This is a genomic window from Dietzia sp. KRD202, assembly GCF_017168155.1.
Taxonomy (GTDB): domain Bacteria; phylum Actinomycetota; class Actinomycetes; order Mycobacteriales; family Mycobacteriaceae; genus Dietzia; species Dietzia kunjamensis.
Window position 1 is genome coordinate 13,806 of record NZ_JABFAN010000007.1, and the last position, 17,623, is coordinate 31,428.

The following is a 17,623-nucleotide window of genomic DNA, read 5'->3' on the forward strand; positions in this document are numbered from 1 at the left end:
TTCCCCTGGCGTTGACACAAGCAGGAACCACGCAGCGTCGTGTCGATCCGCATGAATTGACGCAGACGAACACGGCAGAAGGAGTTCGCATGGCAGATCGAGTCCTCAGGGGCAGCCGCCTCGGTGCGGTGAGCTACGAAACCGACCGGGACACCGACCTCGCGCCGCGCCGCATGGCGCGGTACCAGACCCCCAACGGCGAGGTCTACGAGGTCCCGTTCGCCGATGACGCCGAGATCCCCGGCGCCTGGATGTGCAAGAACGGCCAGGAGGGCCAGCTCATCGACGGCCCCGCGGTCGAGGTCAAGAAGGGCAAGCCGCCGCGTACCCACTGGGACATGCTGCTCGAGCGTCGCTCCCTGGAGGAGCTCGAGGAGCTGCTCAAGGAGCGGATGGACCTGCTCAAGAAGCGGCGCCGCGCCGGTGCGCGGTAAGTAGTACCGAGCGGTCACCGGATATCACCCGGTGGCACCGGAACGCCCCGGCCCCGCAGGGCCGGGGCGTTCTCCTGTGTCCGGGGTCGGTGTGCGGCCGGAGCCGGCGCGCACCGGGTCAGCGGCCGACGAGGCTCTTGAGCTGGTGTCGACGCTTCTCCCAGCCCCAGCGGGCCACGTTGACCGCGGCCTCGCGGAAGATCGACTCGCTCATCTTGGACTGACCGACGGTGCGCTCGGTGAAGGTGATGGGCACCTCCGTGACCCGGCGCCCGTTGTTCAGCAGGCGCCACGTCATGTCGATCTGGAAGCAGTAGCCCTTGGACTCGATGGCGTCGAGGTCCAGCTCGGCCAGGGCGTCGGCCCGGTAGGCGCGGTAGCCGGCGGTGATGTCCTTGATGCCCACGCCCAGCATGACCCGGGAGTAGACGTTGCCGCCGCGGGAGATGACGTGGCGCTGCCACGGCCAGTTGACCACCGCGCCGCCGGGGACGTAGCGGGAGCCGATCGCCAGGTCGGCGCCGCCGTCGACGGCGGCGAGCATCGCGGGGAGCCGCTCGGGCGGGTGGCTGCCGTCGGCGTCCATTTCCACGAGCACGGTGTACCCGCGCTCGAGACCCCAGCGGAACCCGGCGATGTACGCGGCCCCGAGCCCCTGCTTGCCCTCGCGGTGCATCACGGTGATGCGCCCGCGCGGGTCCTCGGTGGCGAGCCGGTCGGCCACCTCGCCGGTGCCGTCGGGGCTGTTGTCGTCGGCGATGAGGACCGAGACCTCGGGGGCCGCGGCCAGCAACCGCTCCACCACGCCGGGCAGGTTGTCCCGCTCGTCGTAGGTAGGGATGATCACCAGGGTGCGCGCGGACGGCGCGTGTCGGCCCGGCGTCGTCGGATCGGTCACTTACTTCTCCTCGGTTCGGGTCGCGGCTCGTTGCCGGGTGCGGACCAGCGCCCATGCCAGTGCGACGAGCCCGATGAGGCAGCTCACCGCCTGCGGGATGCCACCCAGTCGGGTTGCCATCGTACCGGCCCCGCCCACCTCGACCTGCGCCGCCAGCACCGCGGGCTCGAAGATGCCGCTCTCGGCGCGGACGTCGCCGTCGGGGCCGATGACGGCGCTGACCCCGCTGGTCGCGGCGATCAGCACGGGCACGTCGTGCTCCACGGCCCGCACCCGGGACATCGCGAGTTGCTGGTACGTCATGGGTGAGCGGCCGAAGGTGGCGTTGTTGGTGGGGACCGTGAGGATCTGCGCGCCGCGGGAGACGGGCTCGCGGGCGGCGGCGTCGAAGGCGACCTCGAAGCAGATGGCCACGCCCAGGTCCACCCCGCCCGCGGTGACGACGTGGTCGCCGTCGCCGGGGATGAAGTGCCCGGCGGTCCGGGCGATCGGGAACAGCGCCTCGAGCGGTTCGCGGAGCGGGAGCCACTCGCCGAACGGTTGGATGTACTTCTTGTCGTGGCGGTCGACCACCGGGCCCTCGGCGGGGTCGGAGGAACGGCCGTCCCACACGAGGTAGGAGTTGTGGGCTTCGCGGCCCTCGCCGGTGGGCAGGACGGTGCCCACGAGGATCGGTGCGTCCAGGCGTCGGGACAGGGCGGTGATCTGGGCGGCGGCGAGGCGGTCGGCCAGCGGCGAGATGTCGGAGGCGTTCTCCGGCCACAGCACGAAGTCCGGCGGGGCCTCGGTGCCGGCCTCGACATCGTCGGCGTACTCGGCGGTGACGCGCAGGTGGTTCTCGAGCACCGCGCGGCGTTGGGCGTTGAAGTCCAGGCCGAGGCGCGGGACGTTGCCCTGGATCACGGCGACCTCGACGGTGTCGGTGGGCTCGTCGCCGGTCGGGGCGAGGGACGCGACGGCGACCAGGCCCGCGGTCACCAGGGGCACCGTGAGCAGGCCGGTGGCGGCGCGGACGGGTCGGTCACGGCGGGCGAGGAGCAGGACGGCGACGCCGATCGCCGCCCCCATCGACGCCACCGCGAACCCGACCAGCGGGGTGCCGCCCAGGGACGCCAGCGGTAGCAGCGGCCCGTCGGCCTGGCCGAACGCCAGCCGTCCCCACGGGAAGCCGCCCCAGGGCCAGGACGAGCGGACCCACTCCCACAGCGACCACCAGCCGGCCACCCCGAGCACGGCGCCGACCGCACGCGGGCCGCGCCGGTTGCCGGGGTCCAGGCCGGCCCGCAGGATGATCGCGGCGCCGGCGCCGAACGCGGCGAGGTACAGCGCCTCGACCAGCGACAGGCCCCACGAGGCGTAGGCGCCCACGTACAGGCCCACCCATGGCACCAGGAGGAGGAAGAAGACCAGGCCGGAGGTGAACCCGAGGAGCGCGCCGGTGCGCGGCCGGACCGTGGAGGCGGCGGACGGGGACAGGACGACGACGAGGAGGGCAATCGCGAGAAGCGCCGTCCACCACAGACCCACCGGGGGGAACGAGGCCGCCAGCAGCGCCCCGGAGGCAGCGGCGAAGGCCAGCCTGGTGAGCAGGGGCATCAGGTCGCGGGGCCGGCGGGCAGGCCGTCCACGACGAGCGCGCGCAGAACGGGGTCGGGTCCGGTGAGATCCGGCATCGGAGGAACTCCGGAGCGCGGGTCCGTGGACCACCGCTGGACGGCGTCGTCCGCGGCGACCACGGCCAGCTCCCCGGTCCGCCACCTCGCGAAGGTGGCCGCCGTGCCCGGGGTGAGGGTGCCCGCCGTGCCGTCGTGCGCGCCGGCCGCCCGGTGTGCGCCCCGGGTGGTCGCGGTGAACGCCGCTCGCGGGGACAGGCCTCGGCCGCCCTCGACGGAGGTCAGGGCCCGAAGGGCGTCCCACGGCCGGACCTCGTCGCCGGCCCGGGTGGATGCGGCCAGCGCCACGCCGGAGGCGGCGATGCGCACGAGATCGGTGCCCGTCAGGTCATCGACGAGCGGGCGCAACAGGGTCACCGTTCCCACGGCGGCCAGGGCGGCGAGCGTGTCGCCGTCCGCGTTCCCGGCCCCGGTCCCGCCGACGAGGACCGGGATGCACCGGGCGACCGCCGGCCCGCCGAGTTCGGTGGCGAGGCGGGTGAGTTCGGTCGCGAGGCGCGCCGGGTCGACGGTGTCGTCGAGCACCACCCGCTCCCCCGCACGCACCCGCTCCTCGACCTCGTCGAGCCCGTGTGCGCCCGGCAGACCGGCGGGCACCACGCCGCCGGCGGCCGCGACCGCCGGGTCCAGGCCCTCGGGGAGGCACTCGACGAACGCCGGGGCCACCCAGTCCCCCTCCAGGTCGACCTGCTCGGCACCCGGGAACAGGGCGGGGCCCGGGGCATCCGAGCCGGCCCACACGATGAGCCCGTTCTCGTGTGCCAGGGCGGTTGCGTCTCGTGAGGCGGGCGTGAGCACGCGGCCCCCGGTAGCCAGGAAAGCGGTCATGCGGGCGATTATCCCCGAGCACCGACCGGCGGCCCGGCCGCCCACCCCCCGCGCCTACGCTGGGTGCTCATGAACGACTCCCACCACGCGGCCGGGTCGTCCCGAACCGGGGACACCCTGCGCTTCCCTGGCGGCCGGCTGCGCCCCGAGCACTGGACCGCCCTGGCGGCGCTCGCGGCCGGACATCGCGGCGGCATCCAGCTCACGGCCGGGGGCGCAGCCCGGATCGTGGGCGCGGACCGCGATCCGGTCGAGCTCGCGGTGCGGGACCTCGAGGCCGCGGGCCTGCCCGAGGCAGTCGCCCACCCCAGGGGACGCGACATCATCGCCTCTCCTCTGGCCGGCCGGCTCGGCGGGCATCACGACGTCGGCGACCTGCCGACGGGGCTCGGGGCCGCGCTGCTCGCCCGCGACGCGGCTGACGCCCTGCACGGGCAGGTGCTGTTCGGGATCGACGACGGGTCGGGCGACGTCCTGGCGCACTCCCCCGACCTGGCGGTGGCGGTGGACGGGTCCGACGGCGGCGCGCGGGTCCACGTCGCCGGTCACCCCGTCCCGCTCCGGGTCGCGGTGGCCGACGCCGCCACCGTGCTGGTCGACGCGGCCGTGAAGCTCACCGGTTCGGCGGGACCGACGCGGGTGCCCGGGTCCGGCGACCTGCACCAGCTCGTCGTCGACGCCCTGGGATCCCACCCCCGGACCATCCCCGCTCCCGTCGACCCGACGTCCCCTCCTGCTACCGATGTAGACGTGCCGAGGGTGGGCTGGATCGACACCGCCGACGGGCTGGTGAGCCTGCTCGCCGTGGTGCCCGACGGCGTCGTTCCCGCCCGACTCGCCGAATTTCTCGGCGCGGTGGAGCGTCCGACCACCGTCTCGGCCGACCGGGTCATCGGCCTGCACGAACTCACCGAACCGATGGCGGAGCAGGTGGTGCGGGTGCTGGCACCGATGGGGATGATCTTCGACGCCGAATCGCCCTGGGTGACGGCTTTCCCGTGAGGTCGGTTCTGTGGTGAGGTCGGCTCAGCAGTTGGGCAGGCTCAGCGCGCGCCGAACCGCTCGACCAGCCAGCGGGCGGCGTCCTCGACGGAGTGCACGGTCTCAGGGACCCGAGGGGCCTGCGGGGTCTCGGGCCGGTCCACCATCACCACCGGTATGCGCAGGTCGCGGGCGGCGGCGAGCTTGGCCTCGGAGGTGGCTCCGCCGCTGTTGCGGGTGACCAGCACGTCGATCCGGTGGCGGGACATTAGCGTCCGCTCGGACTCCACCCCGAAGGGGCCCCGGTCCAATACCAGCAGGTAGCGGTGCGGCAGCGCCCCGGGGGGCGGCTCGGAGCACCGGATGAGATACGACCCCCGGGTGTCCCCGGCGAACGCGGACGCGCCCTGCTTGCCGACCGTGAGCATCGGCCGGCGGAAACGCTCCCGCACCACGTGGGCCGCGGTCTGCATGTCCGGGACGCGGATCCACTCGTCGCCCGCCTGCTCGGTCCACGGCGGGCGGTGCAGGCGGAGCAGCGGCGTGGCCGTCTCGCGCGCGGCGTGGACCGCGGACACCGAGATCTGGTCGGCGAACGGGTCGGTCGCGTCGATGACGGCGCTGACGCCGTTCTCGCGCATCCAGTGCGTTAATCCCTCCGCACCTCCGAAGCCACCGATCCGCACCTCCCCACGGGGGAGTCTCGGCCGCGTGACCTTGCCCGCCAGCGAGGTGACGACGTCCAGCCCGGCGGTGACCATGAGGTCGGCGAGTCGACGGGCCTCGCCCGTGCCCCCCAGCACCAGGATCAGGCCGGGCGAGCCTCCCGGCATCGCGGTCGCGGGCGGGGCGACGGGCTGAGACCGCGGGGCCTCCGGGGCGGGCGCGGGCCGCGCGTCCCGGTGGGCCTCGACAGGGGCGCCGGAACGAATGCCGGGCACGAGTTCCCAGCTGATCCCCTCGGCGTCGAGGGCGCCGGTGTGGGCCGGCAGCTCGGGGTGGTCCGTGGGATCGCCCGGATAGAGCCGGACGACCCGGTCGCCGCGGTCGACGGCCTCACGCATCCTCGCGGCGGCGTCTGTCGGCGACAGCGCGGAGGCGTCGATGACCAGGGCCGTCGACGGGCACAGTCCCAGCGCCCCAGGGCCGATCGGACCCGGCTCCGCCAGGACGGTGCCGCTCATGGCGATGAGTCGGGAGGCGCGGACGGTGAGCAGATCGACGGGGCCGGGACCGGTGCCGACAAGGTGTACGGCGGCCGGGTCGGCGCCCGACCGGGGTGGAGCGCTCACCGCGGCATCCGCCTCCAGATCGGCTGCGGGACGAGCCGTGCGACGGCGAACATCACGCGCAGCTGCCACGGGATCCACACCACACCCGCCGTGCGCGACTCCACCCGGTCGACCACCGCGTCCGCCACCTGGTCCGGCGTGGACGAGAACGGGGCGGGGTCCATGCCCTCGGTCATCCGGCCGATCACGAAGCCCGGACGCGGGATCACCAGCGTGACGCCCGTGCCGTGCAGGGCGTCGGCCATGCCGGAGGCGAACCCGTCGAGTCCCGCCTTGGCCGAGCCGTACACGTAGTTGGCGCGCCTGACCCGCTGCCCGGCGACCGAGGAGAACGCCACGAGAACCCCGCGGCGACGGGGCTTCATCCGTTCGGCGAGGACCGTGAGAAGCGCGGCCTGCGCCACGAAGTCGGTGTGCAGGATGCGGGCCGCGGCCCGGGAATCGCGCTCGGCCACCTCCTGGTCGCCCAGGATGCCGAACGTCAGGACGGCGATGTCGATCTCCCCGACCCGGGTCTCGATGTCCGCCACGATCGCGGCGTGCGAGTCGAGGTCGTCGGCGTCGAAGTCCACGAGCTCCACCGCGACGGCGCCCGCGGTCCGGAGTGGGGCCTCGAGCGCGGAGACGTCTCCACCGGGGCGGCTCGCGAGCACGACGGTGCGGCCGGGTGCGAGGCGGTGGGCGACGGCCAGACCGATCTCGCTGCGGCCACCGAAGACCACCACGACCTCACCGCCGGATTCGGACCGGGACGACGGGGTTGCGGATGTGGGCATGGGCCCAGTGTCCCACGTACCGCGTCGCGCTCTGCGTCGGCTTACTGCGGTCCGCTCACTGCGGCCGGCTCACTGCAGTCGGTTCACTGTGGCAGGCTCGGCGTCATGGCCCACTCGATGGCAGAACTCTCTGACGAGGCACACCGGTTCCTGTCCGAATACCACCTCGGCAGCCTGACCACACTCCGGCGCGACGGTTCGCCCCACGTGGTCGCCGTGGGCTTCACGATCGACGTGGAGGGCGGGCTGGCGCGCGTCATCACCCGGCGGGGATCGCAGAAGGCGGCCAACGCCCGGCGTGGCGGCCGCGCGGCGGTCTCGCACGTCGACCGCGGACGGTGGCTCACCTTCGAGGGCACCATCCGCCTCCTCGAGGATCCCGACTCGGTCCGCGAGGGCGAGCGCCGCTACGCGCTGCGGTACCGCGAGCCGAGTCCGAACCCCGAGCGGGTGGTGTTGGCGATAGAGGTGGATCGCGTCCTGGGCTCCAAGCAGATGTTCACCGGCGACTGACACCGCGGCCGGGCGCTCGGCGGGTGCGCGCTGGGTGCGCGCCGGGCCGCGGCCTGCCGGACGGAATCAGAGGAATCTCCCGGGTTCGCCTGCTCGGTCATAGCCGCCCGCCGCCATGGCGTCTCGCGTGAGCCGAGGCGCAGGCCGGACGACATGCCCGGGGGCGGCTGTGGCGGACGCGTGCAGGGGGGCTGGCGTCCGCCGACTCTAGAGGACGCGCAGGCCGCGCTCGCCGTCGTTGAGGTCGCGGCGGCCATCGGCGGTGACGGCCACGATGTCCTCGAGCCGCGCGCCCCACGACCCGGTCGTGTAGACGCCGGGCTCGACCGAGAAGGTCATCCCTTCCTCCAGCACGGTATCGGCTCCGGGTGCGACGAACGGCGGCTCGTGCAGTCCCAGGCCGATCCCGTGCCCGGTGCGGTGGATGAACAACTCCCCGAGCCCGGCCGCGGCGAGGTGCTCGCGTGCGGCGGCATCGACCTCGCCGATCGCGATCCCCGGTCGGACGGACTCGCGTGCCAGGCGCTGCGCCTCCTCCAGCACCGCGTACGTCTTGGCGACCTCGGCGGAGGGCTGGCCCATCGAGTAGGTCCGGGTGCAGTCGGAGTGATAGCCGCTGGGCAGCGGCCCGCCGATGTCCACCACCACGATGTCGCCGGTCTCGACCACCCGGTCGGACACCCCGTGGTGCGGGTCGGCGCCGTTCGGGCCCGAGCCGACGATCACGAACTCGGCGCGCGTGAGCCCCTCGGCCTCGATGGCGGCGGTGATGAGCTCGCCCACCTCCGCCTCGGTCCGGCCCACCTGCAGGAACTCCCCCATCCGGGCATGCACTGCATCGATGCGACGGGCGGCCTCGGCGAGCTCGCCCACCTCGTGCGCGGTCTTCACGGCCCGCACGTGGTCGATCACCTCCGAGGCGAGGACCACCTCGCCGTCGACCCCGTCCTGGAGCGGCACCAGGTGCAACGCCGGCAGGGCGGTGGACACCGCCACCCGCCCGGCGACCGACCCGGTGACGAGCGCGATGGCGTCGGTCCCGTCCGCCCACGGGTGGATCCTCGCGCCCACGCGGTCGGCGGCTCGCCGGGTGACGTCGGTGAGTTCGAGCGACGGCAGCACCAGCAGTGGCTCTGCCCCGTCCACGGGCACGACCAGCGCGGTGAGCCGCTCGTGCGAGTCCATGCGCTCACCGGTGAGGTAGGACATGTCCTCGCCGGAATACACCACCACGTGGTCGATCCCGAGGTCCCGCGCGCGATCGCGGACGGCTGCCAGACGGTGCGAGTGGATCTGCGTAGTGGGGCTGTTCATGTCCTCCACAGTAGGCCGGGGCCGCAGTGGGCCGGAGCCGACTAGCCTGACGGCAGGTACTCGCTCCCGACCCGACGACATCAAGGAGGCGCGGTGTCCCAGGGCCCGCTCATGGTTCTCGACAGCGCCGGCTTGTGGTTCCGCGCGTTCCACTCCGTGCCCGAGAAGATCACCGGCCCGGACGGCTCCCCCGCCAACGCCGTGCGCGGCTTCTGCGACATGGTGGCCGTGCTCGTGGACGAGTACTCCCCGACCGGCCTGGTGGCCGGCCTCGACCGCGCGTGGCGTCCGGACTGGCGGGTGGAGTTGTTGCCCTCGTACAAGGCGCACCGCGTGGGTGACGACGGCGAGGAGGACGCCCCCGCGTCACTGGGCCCGCAGGTCGAGTCGATCCGCGGAATCCTCGGGGCGGCGGGCATCGCCCAGGCGTGGGCGGAGGACGCGGAGGCCGACGACGTGCTGGCCGCGCTGGCCGCCCGGGATCGCGAGGTGCTGGTCGTGACGGGCGACCGCGACCTGTTCCAGCTGGCATCGGCGAGCACCACCGTGGTGTACGTGGGAGCGGGGATGAAGAAGCGTCTGGCGTACACCCCGGAGGTCGTGGCGGAGCGCTTCGATCTGCCCGCTGGTGACGACGCCCGCGTGTACGCGGACTACGCGGTGCTGGTCGGCGACGCGTCGGACGGGTTGCCCGGCGTGGCGGGGGTCGGTGCGAAGACCGCCGCGGCCCTGCTGCGCGAATACGGCGACCTCGACGGCATCGTCGCCGCCGCCGGCGATCCGGGGTCGGCGCTCACCGCCCGCCAGCGCACGGCGATCACCGAGGGGGCCGACTACCTCTCCGCCGCGCGCGGGGTCGTCCGCCTGGGCGGCCGGGCGTTCGACGTACGGTTCGAGGGCGACGTCGACGGACGCCGTGGCGCCGTGGATTCCGACCGCCTCGAGGCGCTGGGCGAATCGACCGGGCAGGCCCGCGCGATCGGCCGGCTCGTCGAGGCGACCGAGGGGCTCGACGCGGTCTGAGCCGGGCAGGCGCCCGTCGCCCCGTTCCCGTCGCCGCTCGTCCGCGTCGGCTCAGGCCATGTGGTCGAGCACCACACCGCGGCGCAGTGACCCCACGGCGGACCGGGCGGTGCGGGCGAGCTCCGGTTCGGCGACCTGACCGACCTGGGCGAGGACGTCCACCACGAGGCGGGCGGAGCGGACGAAGTCGCCGGCGGTGAGTTCGACGCCCTCCTGCCACGAGGCGGCGAGGATCGAGGCCAGCGCCCCGCCGGAGACCCAGTGGTGCATCACGGGCGCGAGGCCGGCGTCCAGGTCCGGGGTGGTGGGCAGGCGGTGCGCGCGTTCGATCTCGGCGACGTCACCGGCCACCCGCTCCGTCTCGGCGAGGGCGGCGCGCAGGGTGTCGTCGGAGGGTTCGCGGACCGCGGAGTCCGTCCGCGGGTGGGCCACGACCGTGGTGACGACCGCCGCGAGGCCGGCGGCATCGAGCCCGCGCCACACTCCCCGCCGCAGACATTCAGCGACGAACAGGTCCTGCTCGGTGTGTACCCCGGCCAGGAGCCGCCCGGCGTCGGTGGCACGGAGTACGCCGTCCACCTTCTCGAGATAACCGAGGTGCCGGAGCAGGTCGACGATGCGGCGGAAGCGGCGGGCCAGCGAATCGGCGTCGGCGTCGACCTCGGCGGTGAGCGCGGCCACGTCGGCGTCGGCGTGGGCCCAGCGCTCGTGGAGGCGGGCGAGCTTGTCCATCCGGGGGTCCTCGTGCAGCGGGTGCTGCCGGAGTGCCCGGCGCGCCGCGGCGATCCGCGGGTCCTTGCGGACCGGCTTACCGCCGGCGTTCTTCATCCGACCCTTCGCCTTGCCCCGCAGGTGCTCCATCCGCTGGACCAGAGCCCGCTTGGCGCGCCCGTCGAGCTTGCGGCGGCCCTTGGGCAGGTCGACCCGACCCACGGGGATCGGGGGCGAGGCGAAGTCGTTCTGGCGTAACCAGCCGGTCCACCCGGTGTCGGTGAGACAGAGCAGCGCGGGGTCGGACTGGATGTCGGTCCGGACCTGCAGCACGGTCGCCACCATGCCGAATCGTTTGCGGCCCACGGTGATCACGGAGCCGGCGGTCTGCTTGAGCATGGCCGCGCGCACGGACGCCAGCCGGTCGTCCCGGTTCGACTTCTCGGCCTTGCGTTCGAGACGGCTGAGCTCGGCGCGCAACCCCATGTACTCGTCGAGGTCCTCGTCTCCCCCGGCCTCCTCGAGCGACGCCCGCATGCGGTCGCGCTCATCGGACCGGCGCTCGATGGCGCGGGACCGGGACACCAGGGTGCGGTCGGTCTGGAACTGGGCGAACGACCGGCCGATCAGGATGGTGGCCTCCTCGACGCCGAGCTGCTCGACGAGGTTGACCGCCATCGAATAGTCGGGAGCGAAGGCACTGTGCAATGGGAACCGCGGGGTGTCGACGAGCGCGGACAGGGCGTCCAGGTCGAGGTCCGGCTGGTCGAGCACGACTGCCGTGCCCTTGGTGTCGATGCCCCGTCTGCCGGCCCGGCCCGTGATCTGTGAGTACTCCGCGGAGGTGAGCATCGCGTGGGTGTCGCCGTTGAACTTGGTCGTCTTCTCCAGCACCACCGCGCGAGCCGGCATGTGGATGCCCAGCGCCAGGGTCTCGGTCGCGAACACGACCTTGATCAGCCCTGCGGAGAACAGCTCCTCCACGATGGTGCGGAAGAGCGGGAGCATCCCGGCGTGATGGGCGGCGAGCCCGTTGACCAGCCCGGCGCGGAACGAGGTGAAATCGAGGGCGTCGAGGTCGTGTTGTGGGACCTCGGCGCAGGCGGCGTCCACGTGTGAGGCAATACGCCGGGCCTCCTCCCCGGTGGTGAGCCGGAGGCGGGCGCGACGCATCTGAGCGACCGCGCCGTCGCACCCCGCCCGGGAGAACACGAAGTAGATGGCCGGCAGGAGTCGCTCGTCGTCGAGCTTCTCGATGACGTCCTGGCGTCTGGCCCACTGCGCTCGGGGCCGGGCCGTGACCCGCTCCTCGTGGTAGCCGCTCCGGGACCGTCTGCGCTGGTCGGCAGCGGCCCGGATGGGGATCAGGTCCCCATCGGTGTAGAGCATGTGGGCCAGCGGCACGGGACGGTGCTCGGACAGCACCACCGCGGTGTCGCCACGGATCTCGGTGATCCAGTCGCCCAGCTCGTCGGTGTTGCTCAGGGTGGCGGACAGCCCGACCAGGCGGACGGCCGGATCGAGCGTGAGGATGATCTCCTCCCACACGACGCCCCTCGAGCGGTCCCCGAGGTAGTGGATCTCGTCCATCACCACGCAGTCCAGGTCGTGGAGCGCCGACGAGCCGCTGTAGATCATGTTCCGCAGGACCTCGGTGGTCATCACCACGATGGGCGCGTCCGCGTCGATCGAGTGGTCGCCGGTGAGCAGCCCCACGTTCTCGGGGCCGAAGCGCGTGCGGAACTGCCGGAACTTCTGGTTGCTCAGCGCCTTGATCGGGGTGGTGTAGAAGCAGCGCCCTCCCCCGGCGAGCGCCCGGTGAGCCGCGTATTCGCCGACGAGGGTCTTGCCGGACCCGGTGGGCGCCGAGACGAGCAGGTTGCGTCCCGCGTCGAGGGCGGAGAACGCCTCCAGTTGGAAGGGGTCAGGCGAGAACCCCTCCCCGGTGAGGAAGTCCTCGAGCAGGTGATCGGTCCGGGGACGGTCAGGTGATGTCGTCATAGAGTGAACCGCCACCGGCCGGGGCCTGGAGCGGTCGGGTGTCGCCGGGCGTTCGGGTGCCGGTGTCCGGGGCCGGGGTGGTCAGAGGGGCGGGCCGCTCGAGTGGGCCGGATCCGCCGAGGTCGTCGGCGGGGCCGAGGGGCGAGGCGGATTCGTCGTCGACCTCGAGCCAGTCGGCGCGGGACTTGTTCTTGCGCTTGTCATGCAGGCGGGCGAACTGGATCGCGCCCTCGACGAGGATGGTCACCGCCAGTGCGAGGGCGAGCATCGAGAACGGGTCCTGGCCGGGCGAGGCCACGGCCGCGAAGACGAAGATGCCCATGATGATCCCGCGGCGCGACTTGGCGAGAACCTCGTAGCTCACGACCCCGGCGACGTTGAGCATCGCGATCAGGAGCGGGATCTCGAAGCTCACGCCGAAGATGAGGATGAGCTGGATGAGGAACGTGAAGTACTGCGTGCCGGACAACGCGGTGGTCTGGACGTTGTCGCCGATCGAGAGCAGGAACTCCAACGCGTGGACGATCACGACGTAGGCGAGCACCGCGCCGCCGATGAACAGCACCGCGGCCAGGATGGTGAAGACGACCCCGTAGCGCTTCTCGTTCTTGTGCAGGCCGGGCGTGATGAACGCCCACAGCTGGTACAGCCAGACCGGGCTGGCCAACACGATGCCGGCGGTGGCGGACACCTTGAGCCGGAGCATGAACTGCTCGAACGGTCCGGTGGCGAGCAGGCGACACTCGTCGCCGTCGTCACCGAGCTGTAGGCGCGCCCCCGGGGGGATGTCGCAGTAGGGGCCGGTGAGGATCCCGCCCAACGACGGGATGCCGAAGAAGCCGCTGCCGTACCACCAGAATCCGAAGCCCAACGTCACGATGATCGCCGCCATCGCGATGAGCACGCGGTTGCGGAGCTCGTAGATGTGCTCGATCAACGGCATGGTGCCGTCCGGGTTGCGGGGCCTGCGGCGGCGTCTGGTCAGCAGGCGACCGGCGCCACCCTTGCGGGTGGCGCCGGTGTCCGCGGTGTCGGTCTGCGTCATGGAGGGGTCGGCCTACTGCCCCTGCTGACCCTGACCGCCGTGGTATGGGGCGGTGGGGTCGGTGTACTGCTGCTGCCCCTGTGGCTGGTACGGCTGCTGGGGTGCCTGCGGGTAACCCTGCCCCTGGGCATTCGGCTGCCCCTGCGGCTGGTACTGCTGGGGTGCCTGCGGCTGGTACTGCTGCGGCTGGTACTGCTGCGGCTGGGGCTGGGCGGACTGCTGTGCCTGCGGCTGCGCGTACTGGGCGGCGTTCGGCTGCGCCTGGGTGAGAGCCTGCGGCGCGGGGTCCTCGACCGGCTTGTCGTCGTTCTGCATCTCCTTGATCTCGGACTTGAAGATGCGCATCGACCGTCCGAGGCCGCGGGCGGCGTCCGGGAGCTTCTTCGAACCGAACAGCAGGAGCACCACCGCGAGGACGATGAGCCAGTGCCAGATGCTCAACGCACCCATGTCAACCTCCGTTTGTCTGACAACGTGCCCATGCTAGCGCACCCACACCGGGCGGCGTCACTCGAGCGCTCCCCGAAACCGGCTGCTACCTGGTTATTTACCGAGAATTCACGATTCCGTCACGGAGGTCTTCCCCGGCTCCGCCGAGTACGCCTCCAGCCCCTCGACGGCGCGGCCCGCCACCTCGGCGGACAGTTCGGGATCGGCGGCCCGCACGACGTCCGCATGACCGAGCAGGAAGCGCAGGAGCCAGGCCCGGTCGTGGTAGGCGATCTCCACCTCCAGGTCGCCGTCCGGGCGGCGGACCACGCTGTGGAACCGGAACTCGTCGAGGAACCAGGCCGCGGCGGCGGGGACACGGGCGGACTCCAGTCGGACGTCGCCCTCGCCGTCGTCCTGGGGTCGGGGTCCCAGCGCGCGGCGCGGCCCCACCTCCTCGACCCCGCTCATCCGGTCGGTGCGGAACGTCCGCCACTGACCCGACTCACGGTCCACCCCGTGGACGTAGGAATGGCCGTCGGCGACGGACAGGCGTGCGGGGTCCACGACCCGGGTGGTGGAGGTGTCGGAGCTGGCCGAGTGGTAGACGAAGCGCAGCGCCCGACCGTCGTGGACGGCCGTGCGCACGACGTCCGCGTCCGAGTCGGCCGTCTCGCGTCGGGCGTCGAGCCCCCCGGCGTGCACGTCGGCGCCGGTGGCGGTCCGGAGCGTCGACAGCAGGTCGCGCAGCGCGCCCTGGTCGATCACCTCCGGCTGGTCGAGGAACACCGCCAGCCCGGTCTCGAGCGTGACCGCCTCCGCGGCGGTCAGGCGGACCGGGCGGTCGATCCCGGCGGTGAAGGTCACCTCCACGAGATCGGCGTCGTCGAGGTCCTCGGAGGAGAAGGCGAGGTCGATCAGGTCACCGGGGCCGTACCCGGGCAGACCGCAGGACCACAGTTGCCACAGGGCGGCCCGGAGTTGCTTCTCGGTCAACCCGAGGTCGCGGGCCGCGTCGGCCACGGGGACGGCGCCCCGGGTGTGGAAGTACGGGACCACGCTGAGCAACGTGGCCAGCGGGACGGCGCGGGCGCTCATCGGGCGGCCTCCTCGGCGGCGGTGAGGATCGTCACGACCCGGACGCGGAGCTCGGCCGGGCGCAGGGCCACGGCGTCGGCACCCTGGGCGGCCACGAGCGCGGACAGTTCACCGAGCGGCGCGGCGACCTCGAGGTCGACCCCGTCCCTGCCGAATCGCCGGGCGGGGCTCTGGGACCGGGCCATGGCGCGCAGCTCGGCGGCTCTGCCGTCGGCGGCCCAGACCGTGGCCTCCACCAGGGGGTTGAGCCGGGAGACGGCGCCGTCCAGCAACGCGAGGACCTGCTCGGTCGGCGGGACGGGGACGGTCCGGGCGGCGCGCCCGAGCCGGACGTCGGAGATGCGGACGAGCCGGAACGTCCGGGGTTCGCCTCGGTCGAGATCGTGACCGACGAGGTACCAGTGGCCGTGGCGGGATCCGGTCCACCAGGGCTCGACCCGCCGGGAGGTGGGTTCGGCGGCGCCCGCGGGGGTGTGCGAGAAGGTGACCGTGGATCCCTCGGCGATCGCCTCGGCGACCAGGGCGGCGGTCGCGAGCTCGGCGGGGTCGGTTACGGACACGGTCGCGCCGGCGTCGTGCGCGGGCTCGATCCCCGCGGCGGTGAGTTTGGCCAGCGCCCCGTCGGCGCGCGCGGCCCGCTCCCCCTCGCGCCACACCTCGGCCGCGACGGCGAGCACGCCGGCCTGCTGGGGCGTGAGGGTGATGTCGGGCAGCTCGTACCCGTGGGCGGGGATGCGGTACCCGGCCGGCGATCCGGGGGCCAGCGAGGCGCCCTGTTCGAGCGGGACCCCGGCGTCGCGTAGCTCCCGCTTGTCCCGTTCGAACATCCGCAGGTAGGCGGCGTCGTTCTCGGCGTCGTCGTACCCCTGGACCATCCTGCGGATCTCCCCCGCCGACAGGAACGCGTTGGTCGACCTCAGACAGATCACGAGGTTGACCAGACGTTGGGACTTCGAGGTGGGCACGCCTGGAGACGCTATCGTCCGAGCGCGGCGACGAGTTCGTCGACACGCGGGTCCTCGTGGGCGAACGGGTCCGTCAGCGCGACGGTGGGCAGGGTGCCGTCGGAGACCTTGAGGTGGACCCAGTCCACGGTGAAGTCGCGCTCGGCGTCCCGGGCGGCCGTGATGAACCTGCCACGCAGCGCGGCGCGGGTGGTCTCGGGGGCGACGGTGCGGGCCCGCTCCACCTCGGCGTCGTCCACGACGCGGGAGACGAGCCCGCGGCGTTCGAGGACCGAGTGGAGCCCGCGTCCGGGCCGCACGTCGTGGTAGGTCAGGTCGATCTGGGACAGCCTCGGGTGGTCGAGGTCGACGCCGGTCTTGTCCTGGACCTGCCGGATGAGCCGCAGTTTGGCGGCCCAGTCGATGTCGGCGGCGATCGACTCGTGGTCCCCGGACTCGACGGCGTCGAGCACCCGCTCCCACAGGGCCACGCACCGCTCGATGTCGGGGCGATCGTCGCGCTCCCAGCCGCCGCTGTCGAGGTAGCGGTGGACCCCGGCGAGGAACTCCCGCTGGATCTCCAGCGCCGTCATGGTGGTGCCGTCGGTCATCGCGACGGGCCGCGTGCCGGTGAGGTCGCGGCTGATCTCCCGGATGGCCCGAACCGGGTGCGCCACCGCCATCGGGCGCAGCTCGACGCCCGCCTCGAGCATCTCCAGCACGAGCCGGGTGCTGGCGATCTTGAGCAGCGTGGTGGTCTCGATCATGTTGGAGTCGCCCACGATCACGTGCATGCGCCGGAACCGGGTCGAGTCGGCGTGCGGCTCGTCTCGGGTGTTGATGAGCGGTCGCGACCGGGTGGTGGCGGACGAGACGCCGTCCCACATGTGTTCGGCGCGCTGGGAGAAGCAGAACGTCGGTTCCTCCGTCTCGCCGAGTCCCACGCCCGCCGGGGTGCCGGGCAGGATCTTGCCGGCGCCGCAGAGGAGCTGCCGGCTCACGAGGAACGGCAACAGTGTGGTGGCGATGCTGCGGACCTGGGTGGCCCGGTCGAGCAGGTAGTTCTCGTGGCACCCGTAGGAGTTGCCCACCGAGTCGGTGTTGTTCTTGAACAGATAGACGTTGACGTCGATCCCCTCGGCGGCGAGTGCCTGCTCGGCCTGCAGGGCGAGGTCGTCGACGATCCGCTCCCCCGCCCTGTCGTGCGCGACGAGCTGGCGCAGGCCGTCGCATTCGGCGGTCGCGTACTCGGGGTGGGAGCCCACGTCGAGGTAGAGGCGGGAGCCGTTCTCCAGGAAGACGTTGGAGCTGCGCCACCGCTGCACGACGGGCCGGAAGAAGTAGCGGGCGATCTCGTCGGCGCCGAGGGACCGCGCGCCGTCACCGCCGACGCTGGTGATCCCGAACTCCGTCTCGATCCCGACGATGCGACGGATCATGGCGGTCTACTGCCCGCCCTTCTGGACGTAGGACTTCACGAACTCCTCGGCGTTGGTCTCGAGGATGTCGTCGATCTCGTCGAGCAGCGAGTCGGCGGAGGTGGTGTCGGCGGCCTTGGCGACCTGGCCGGCCTCGTCGTCACCGTCGGCGGGGCCGCCGGCGTTCTTCTGGATCCGGGACATGGACTTCTCCTTAACGGTGGGAGGTTCGGTGGTCGGAGGTG

At 72.7% G+C, this 17,623-nt stretch carries 17 protein-coding genes; 4 read left to right on the forward strand and 13 right to left on the reverse strand.

Annotated elements, in window-relative coordinates:
* Window positions 1-89 precede the first annotated feature (89 nt).
* Window positions 90-434: an RNA polymerase-binding protein RbpA gene (locus tag J1M64_RS04960; protein WP_067714504.1), complete on the forward strand. Its 345-nt coding sequence runs from the start codon at window positions 90-92 to the stop codon at window positions 432-434.
* Window positions 435-552: 118 nt separating this feature from the next.
* Here J1M64_RS04960 and J1M64_RS04965 read toward each other — a convergent pair whose 3' ends face one another.
* From J1M64_RS04965 to J1M64_RS04975, 3 genes are read right to left on the reverse strand one after another with little or no spacing between them, the layout of a single operon-like run.
* Complete coding sequence (locus J1M64_RS04965; RefSeq protein WP_206473260.1) at window positions 553-1,332, reverse strand: polyprenol monophosphomannose synthase; 780 nt, start codon at window positions 1,330-1,332, stop codon at window positions 553-555.
* Window positions 1,333-2,928 carry an apolipoprotein N-acyltransferase gene (lnt, locus tag J1M64_RS04970; protein ID WP_206473262.1) on the reverse strand — a complete coding sequence of 532 codons (1,596 nt, stop codon included), beginning with the start codon at window positions 2,926-2,928 and terminating at the stop codon, window positions 1,333-1,335.
* Entirely contained in the window at window positions 2,928-3,833 is a 906-nt protein-coding gene (locus tag J1M64_RS04975) for an amidohydrolase (RefSeq protein ID WP_206473264.1), read from the reverse strand. The genes lnt and J1M64_RS04975 overlap by 1 nt, the downstream gene beginning before the upstream one ends.
* A gap of 69 nt (window positions 3,834-3,902) precedes the next feature.
* Between J1M64_RS04975 and J1M64_RS04980 the strand changes: the two genes are divergently transcribed.
* Window positions 3,903-4,835: a precorrin-3B synthase gene (locus J1M64_RS04980; protein WP_206473266.1), complete on the forward strand. Its 933-nt coding sequence runs from the start codon at window positions 3,903-3,905 to the stop codon at window positions 4,833-4,835.
* A gap of 41 nt (window positions 4,836-4,876) precedes the next feature.
* Here the strand turns inward: J1M64_RS04980 and J1M64_RS04985 are convergent, their stop codons facing one another.
* Together J1M64_RS04985 and J1M64_RS04990 are read right to left on the reverse strand one after the other, a co-directional pair.
* Window positions 4,877-6,106 (reverse strand): cobalt-precorrin-6A reductase, encoded by a 1,230-nt coding sequence (locus J1M64_RS04985; RefSeq protein WP_307872374.1) that lies wholly within the window; start codon window positions 6,104-6,106, stop codon window positions 4,877-4,879.
* Window positions 6,103-6,882 (reverse strand): SDR family NAD(P)-dependent oxidoreductase, encoded by a 780-nt coding sequence (locus J1M64_RS04990; protein ID WP_119191675.1) that lies wholly within the window; start codon window positions 6,880-6,882, stop codon window positions 6,103-6,105. Before J1M64_RS04990 ends, J1M64_RS04985 begins: the two co-directional genes overlap by 4 nt.
* A gap of 105 nt (window positions 6,883-6,987) precedes the next feature.
* Between J1M64_RS04990 and J1M64_RS04995 the strand changes: the two genes are divergently transcribed.
* The gene (locus tag J1M64_RS04995; protein WP_069389236.1) at window positions 6,988-7,395 is read left to right on the forward strand and encodes a pyridoxamine 5'-phosphate oxidase family protein; all 408 of its coding nucleotides are present in this window, start codon (window positions 6,988-6,990) and stop codon (window positions 7,393-7,395) included.
* A 207-nt stretch (window positions 7,396-7,602) separates the two neighbouring features.
* Here J1M64_RS04995 and J1M64_RS05000 read toward each other — a convergent pair whose 3' ends face one another.
* The gene (locus J1M64_RS05000) at window positions 7,603-8,709 is read right to left on the reverse strand and encodes a Xaa-Pro peptidase family protein (RefSeq protein ID WP_069389235.1); all 1,107 of its coding nucleotides are present in this window, start codon (window positions 8,707-8,709) and stop codon (window positions 7,603-7,605) included.
* 93 nt (window positions 8,710-8,802) lie between these two features.
* On the opposite strand from J1M64_RS05000, the gene J1M64_RS05005 reads away from it, so the two are divergent.
* Complete coding sequence (locus J1M64_RS05005) at window positions 8,803-9,732, forward strand: 5'-3' exonuclease H3TH domain-containing protein (protein ID WP_082923805.1); 930 nt, start codon at window positions 8,803-8,805, stop codon at window positions 9,730-9,732.
* 51 nt (window positions 9,733-9,783) lie between these two features.
* On the opposite strand, the gene J1M64_RS05010 is transcribed toward J1M64_RS05005, so the two are convergent.
* From J1M64_RS05010 to J1M64_RS05040, 7 genes are all read right to left on the reverse strand, one after another.
* The gene (locus J1M64_RS05010; protein ID WP_096905491.1) at window positions 9,784-12,444 is read right to left on the reverse strand and encodes an RNA helicase; all 2,661 of its coding nucleotides are present in this window, start codon (window positions 12,442-12,444) and stop codon (window positions 9,784-9,786) included.
* A complete protein-coding gene (tatC, locus tag J1M64_RS05015) occupies window positions 12,428-13,489 on the reverse strand; it encodes a twin-arginine translocase subunit TatC (protein ID WP_163375762.1) in 1,062 nt (353 codons plus the stop codon). Before tatC ends, J1M64_RS05010 begins: the two co-directional genes overlap by 17 nt.
* A gap of 12 nt (window positions 13,490-13,501) precedes the next feature.
* Window positions 13,502-13,939 (reverse strand): Sec-independent protein translocase subunit TatA, encoded by a 438-nt coding sequence (gene tatA / locus J1M64_RS05020; protein ID WP_119191677.1) that lies wholly within the window; start codon window positions 13,937-13,939, stop codon window positions 13,502-13,504.
* A 108-nt stretch (window positions 13,940-14,047) separates the two neighbouring features.
* Window positions 14,048-15,016: a YafY family protein gene (locus tag J1M64_RS05025; protein ID WP_119191678.1), complete on the reverse strand. Its 969-nt coding sequence runs from the start codon at window positions 15,014-15,016 to the stop codon at window positions 14,048-14,050.
* The gene (locus J1M64_RS05030; protein WP_132063312.1) at window positions 15,013-15,981 is read right to left on the reverse strand and encodes a YafY family protein; all 969 of its coding nucleotides are present in this window, start codon (window positions 15,979-15,981) and stop codon (window positions 15,013-15,015) included. The genes J1M64_RS05025 and J1M64_RS05030 overlap by 4 nt, the downstream gene beginning before the upstream one ends.
* Before the next feature lie 11 nt (window positions 15,982-15,992).
* Window positions 15,993-17,399, reverse strand: coding sequence for a Pup--protein ligase (gene pafA, locus J1M64_RS05035; RefSeq protein ID WP_119191679.1), 1,407 nt, complete (start codon window positions 17,397-17,399; stop codon window positions 15,993-15,995).
* Window positions 17,400-17,405: 6 nt separating this feature from the next.
* A complete protein-coding gene (locus J1M64_RS05040) occupies window positions 17,406-17,582 on the reverse strand; it encodes a ubiquitin-like protein Pup (protein ID WP_096905488.1) in 177 nt (58 codons plus the stop codon).
* Window positions 17,583-17,623: the final 41 nt, after the last annotated feature.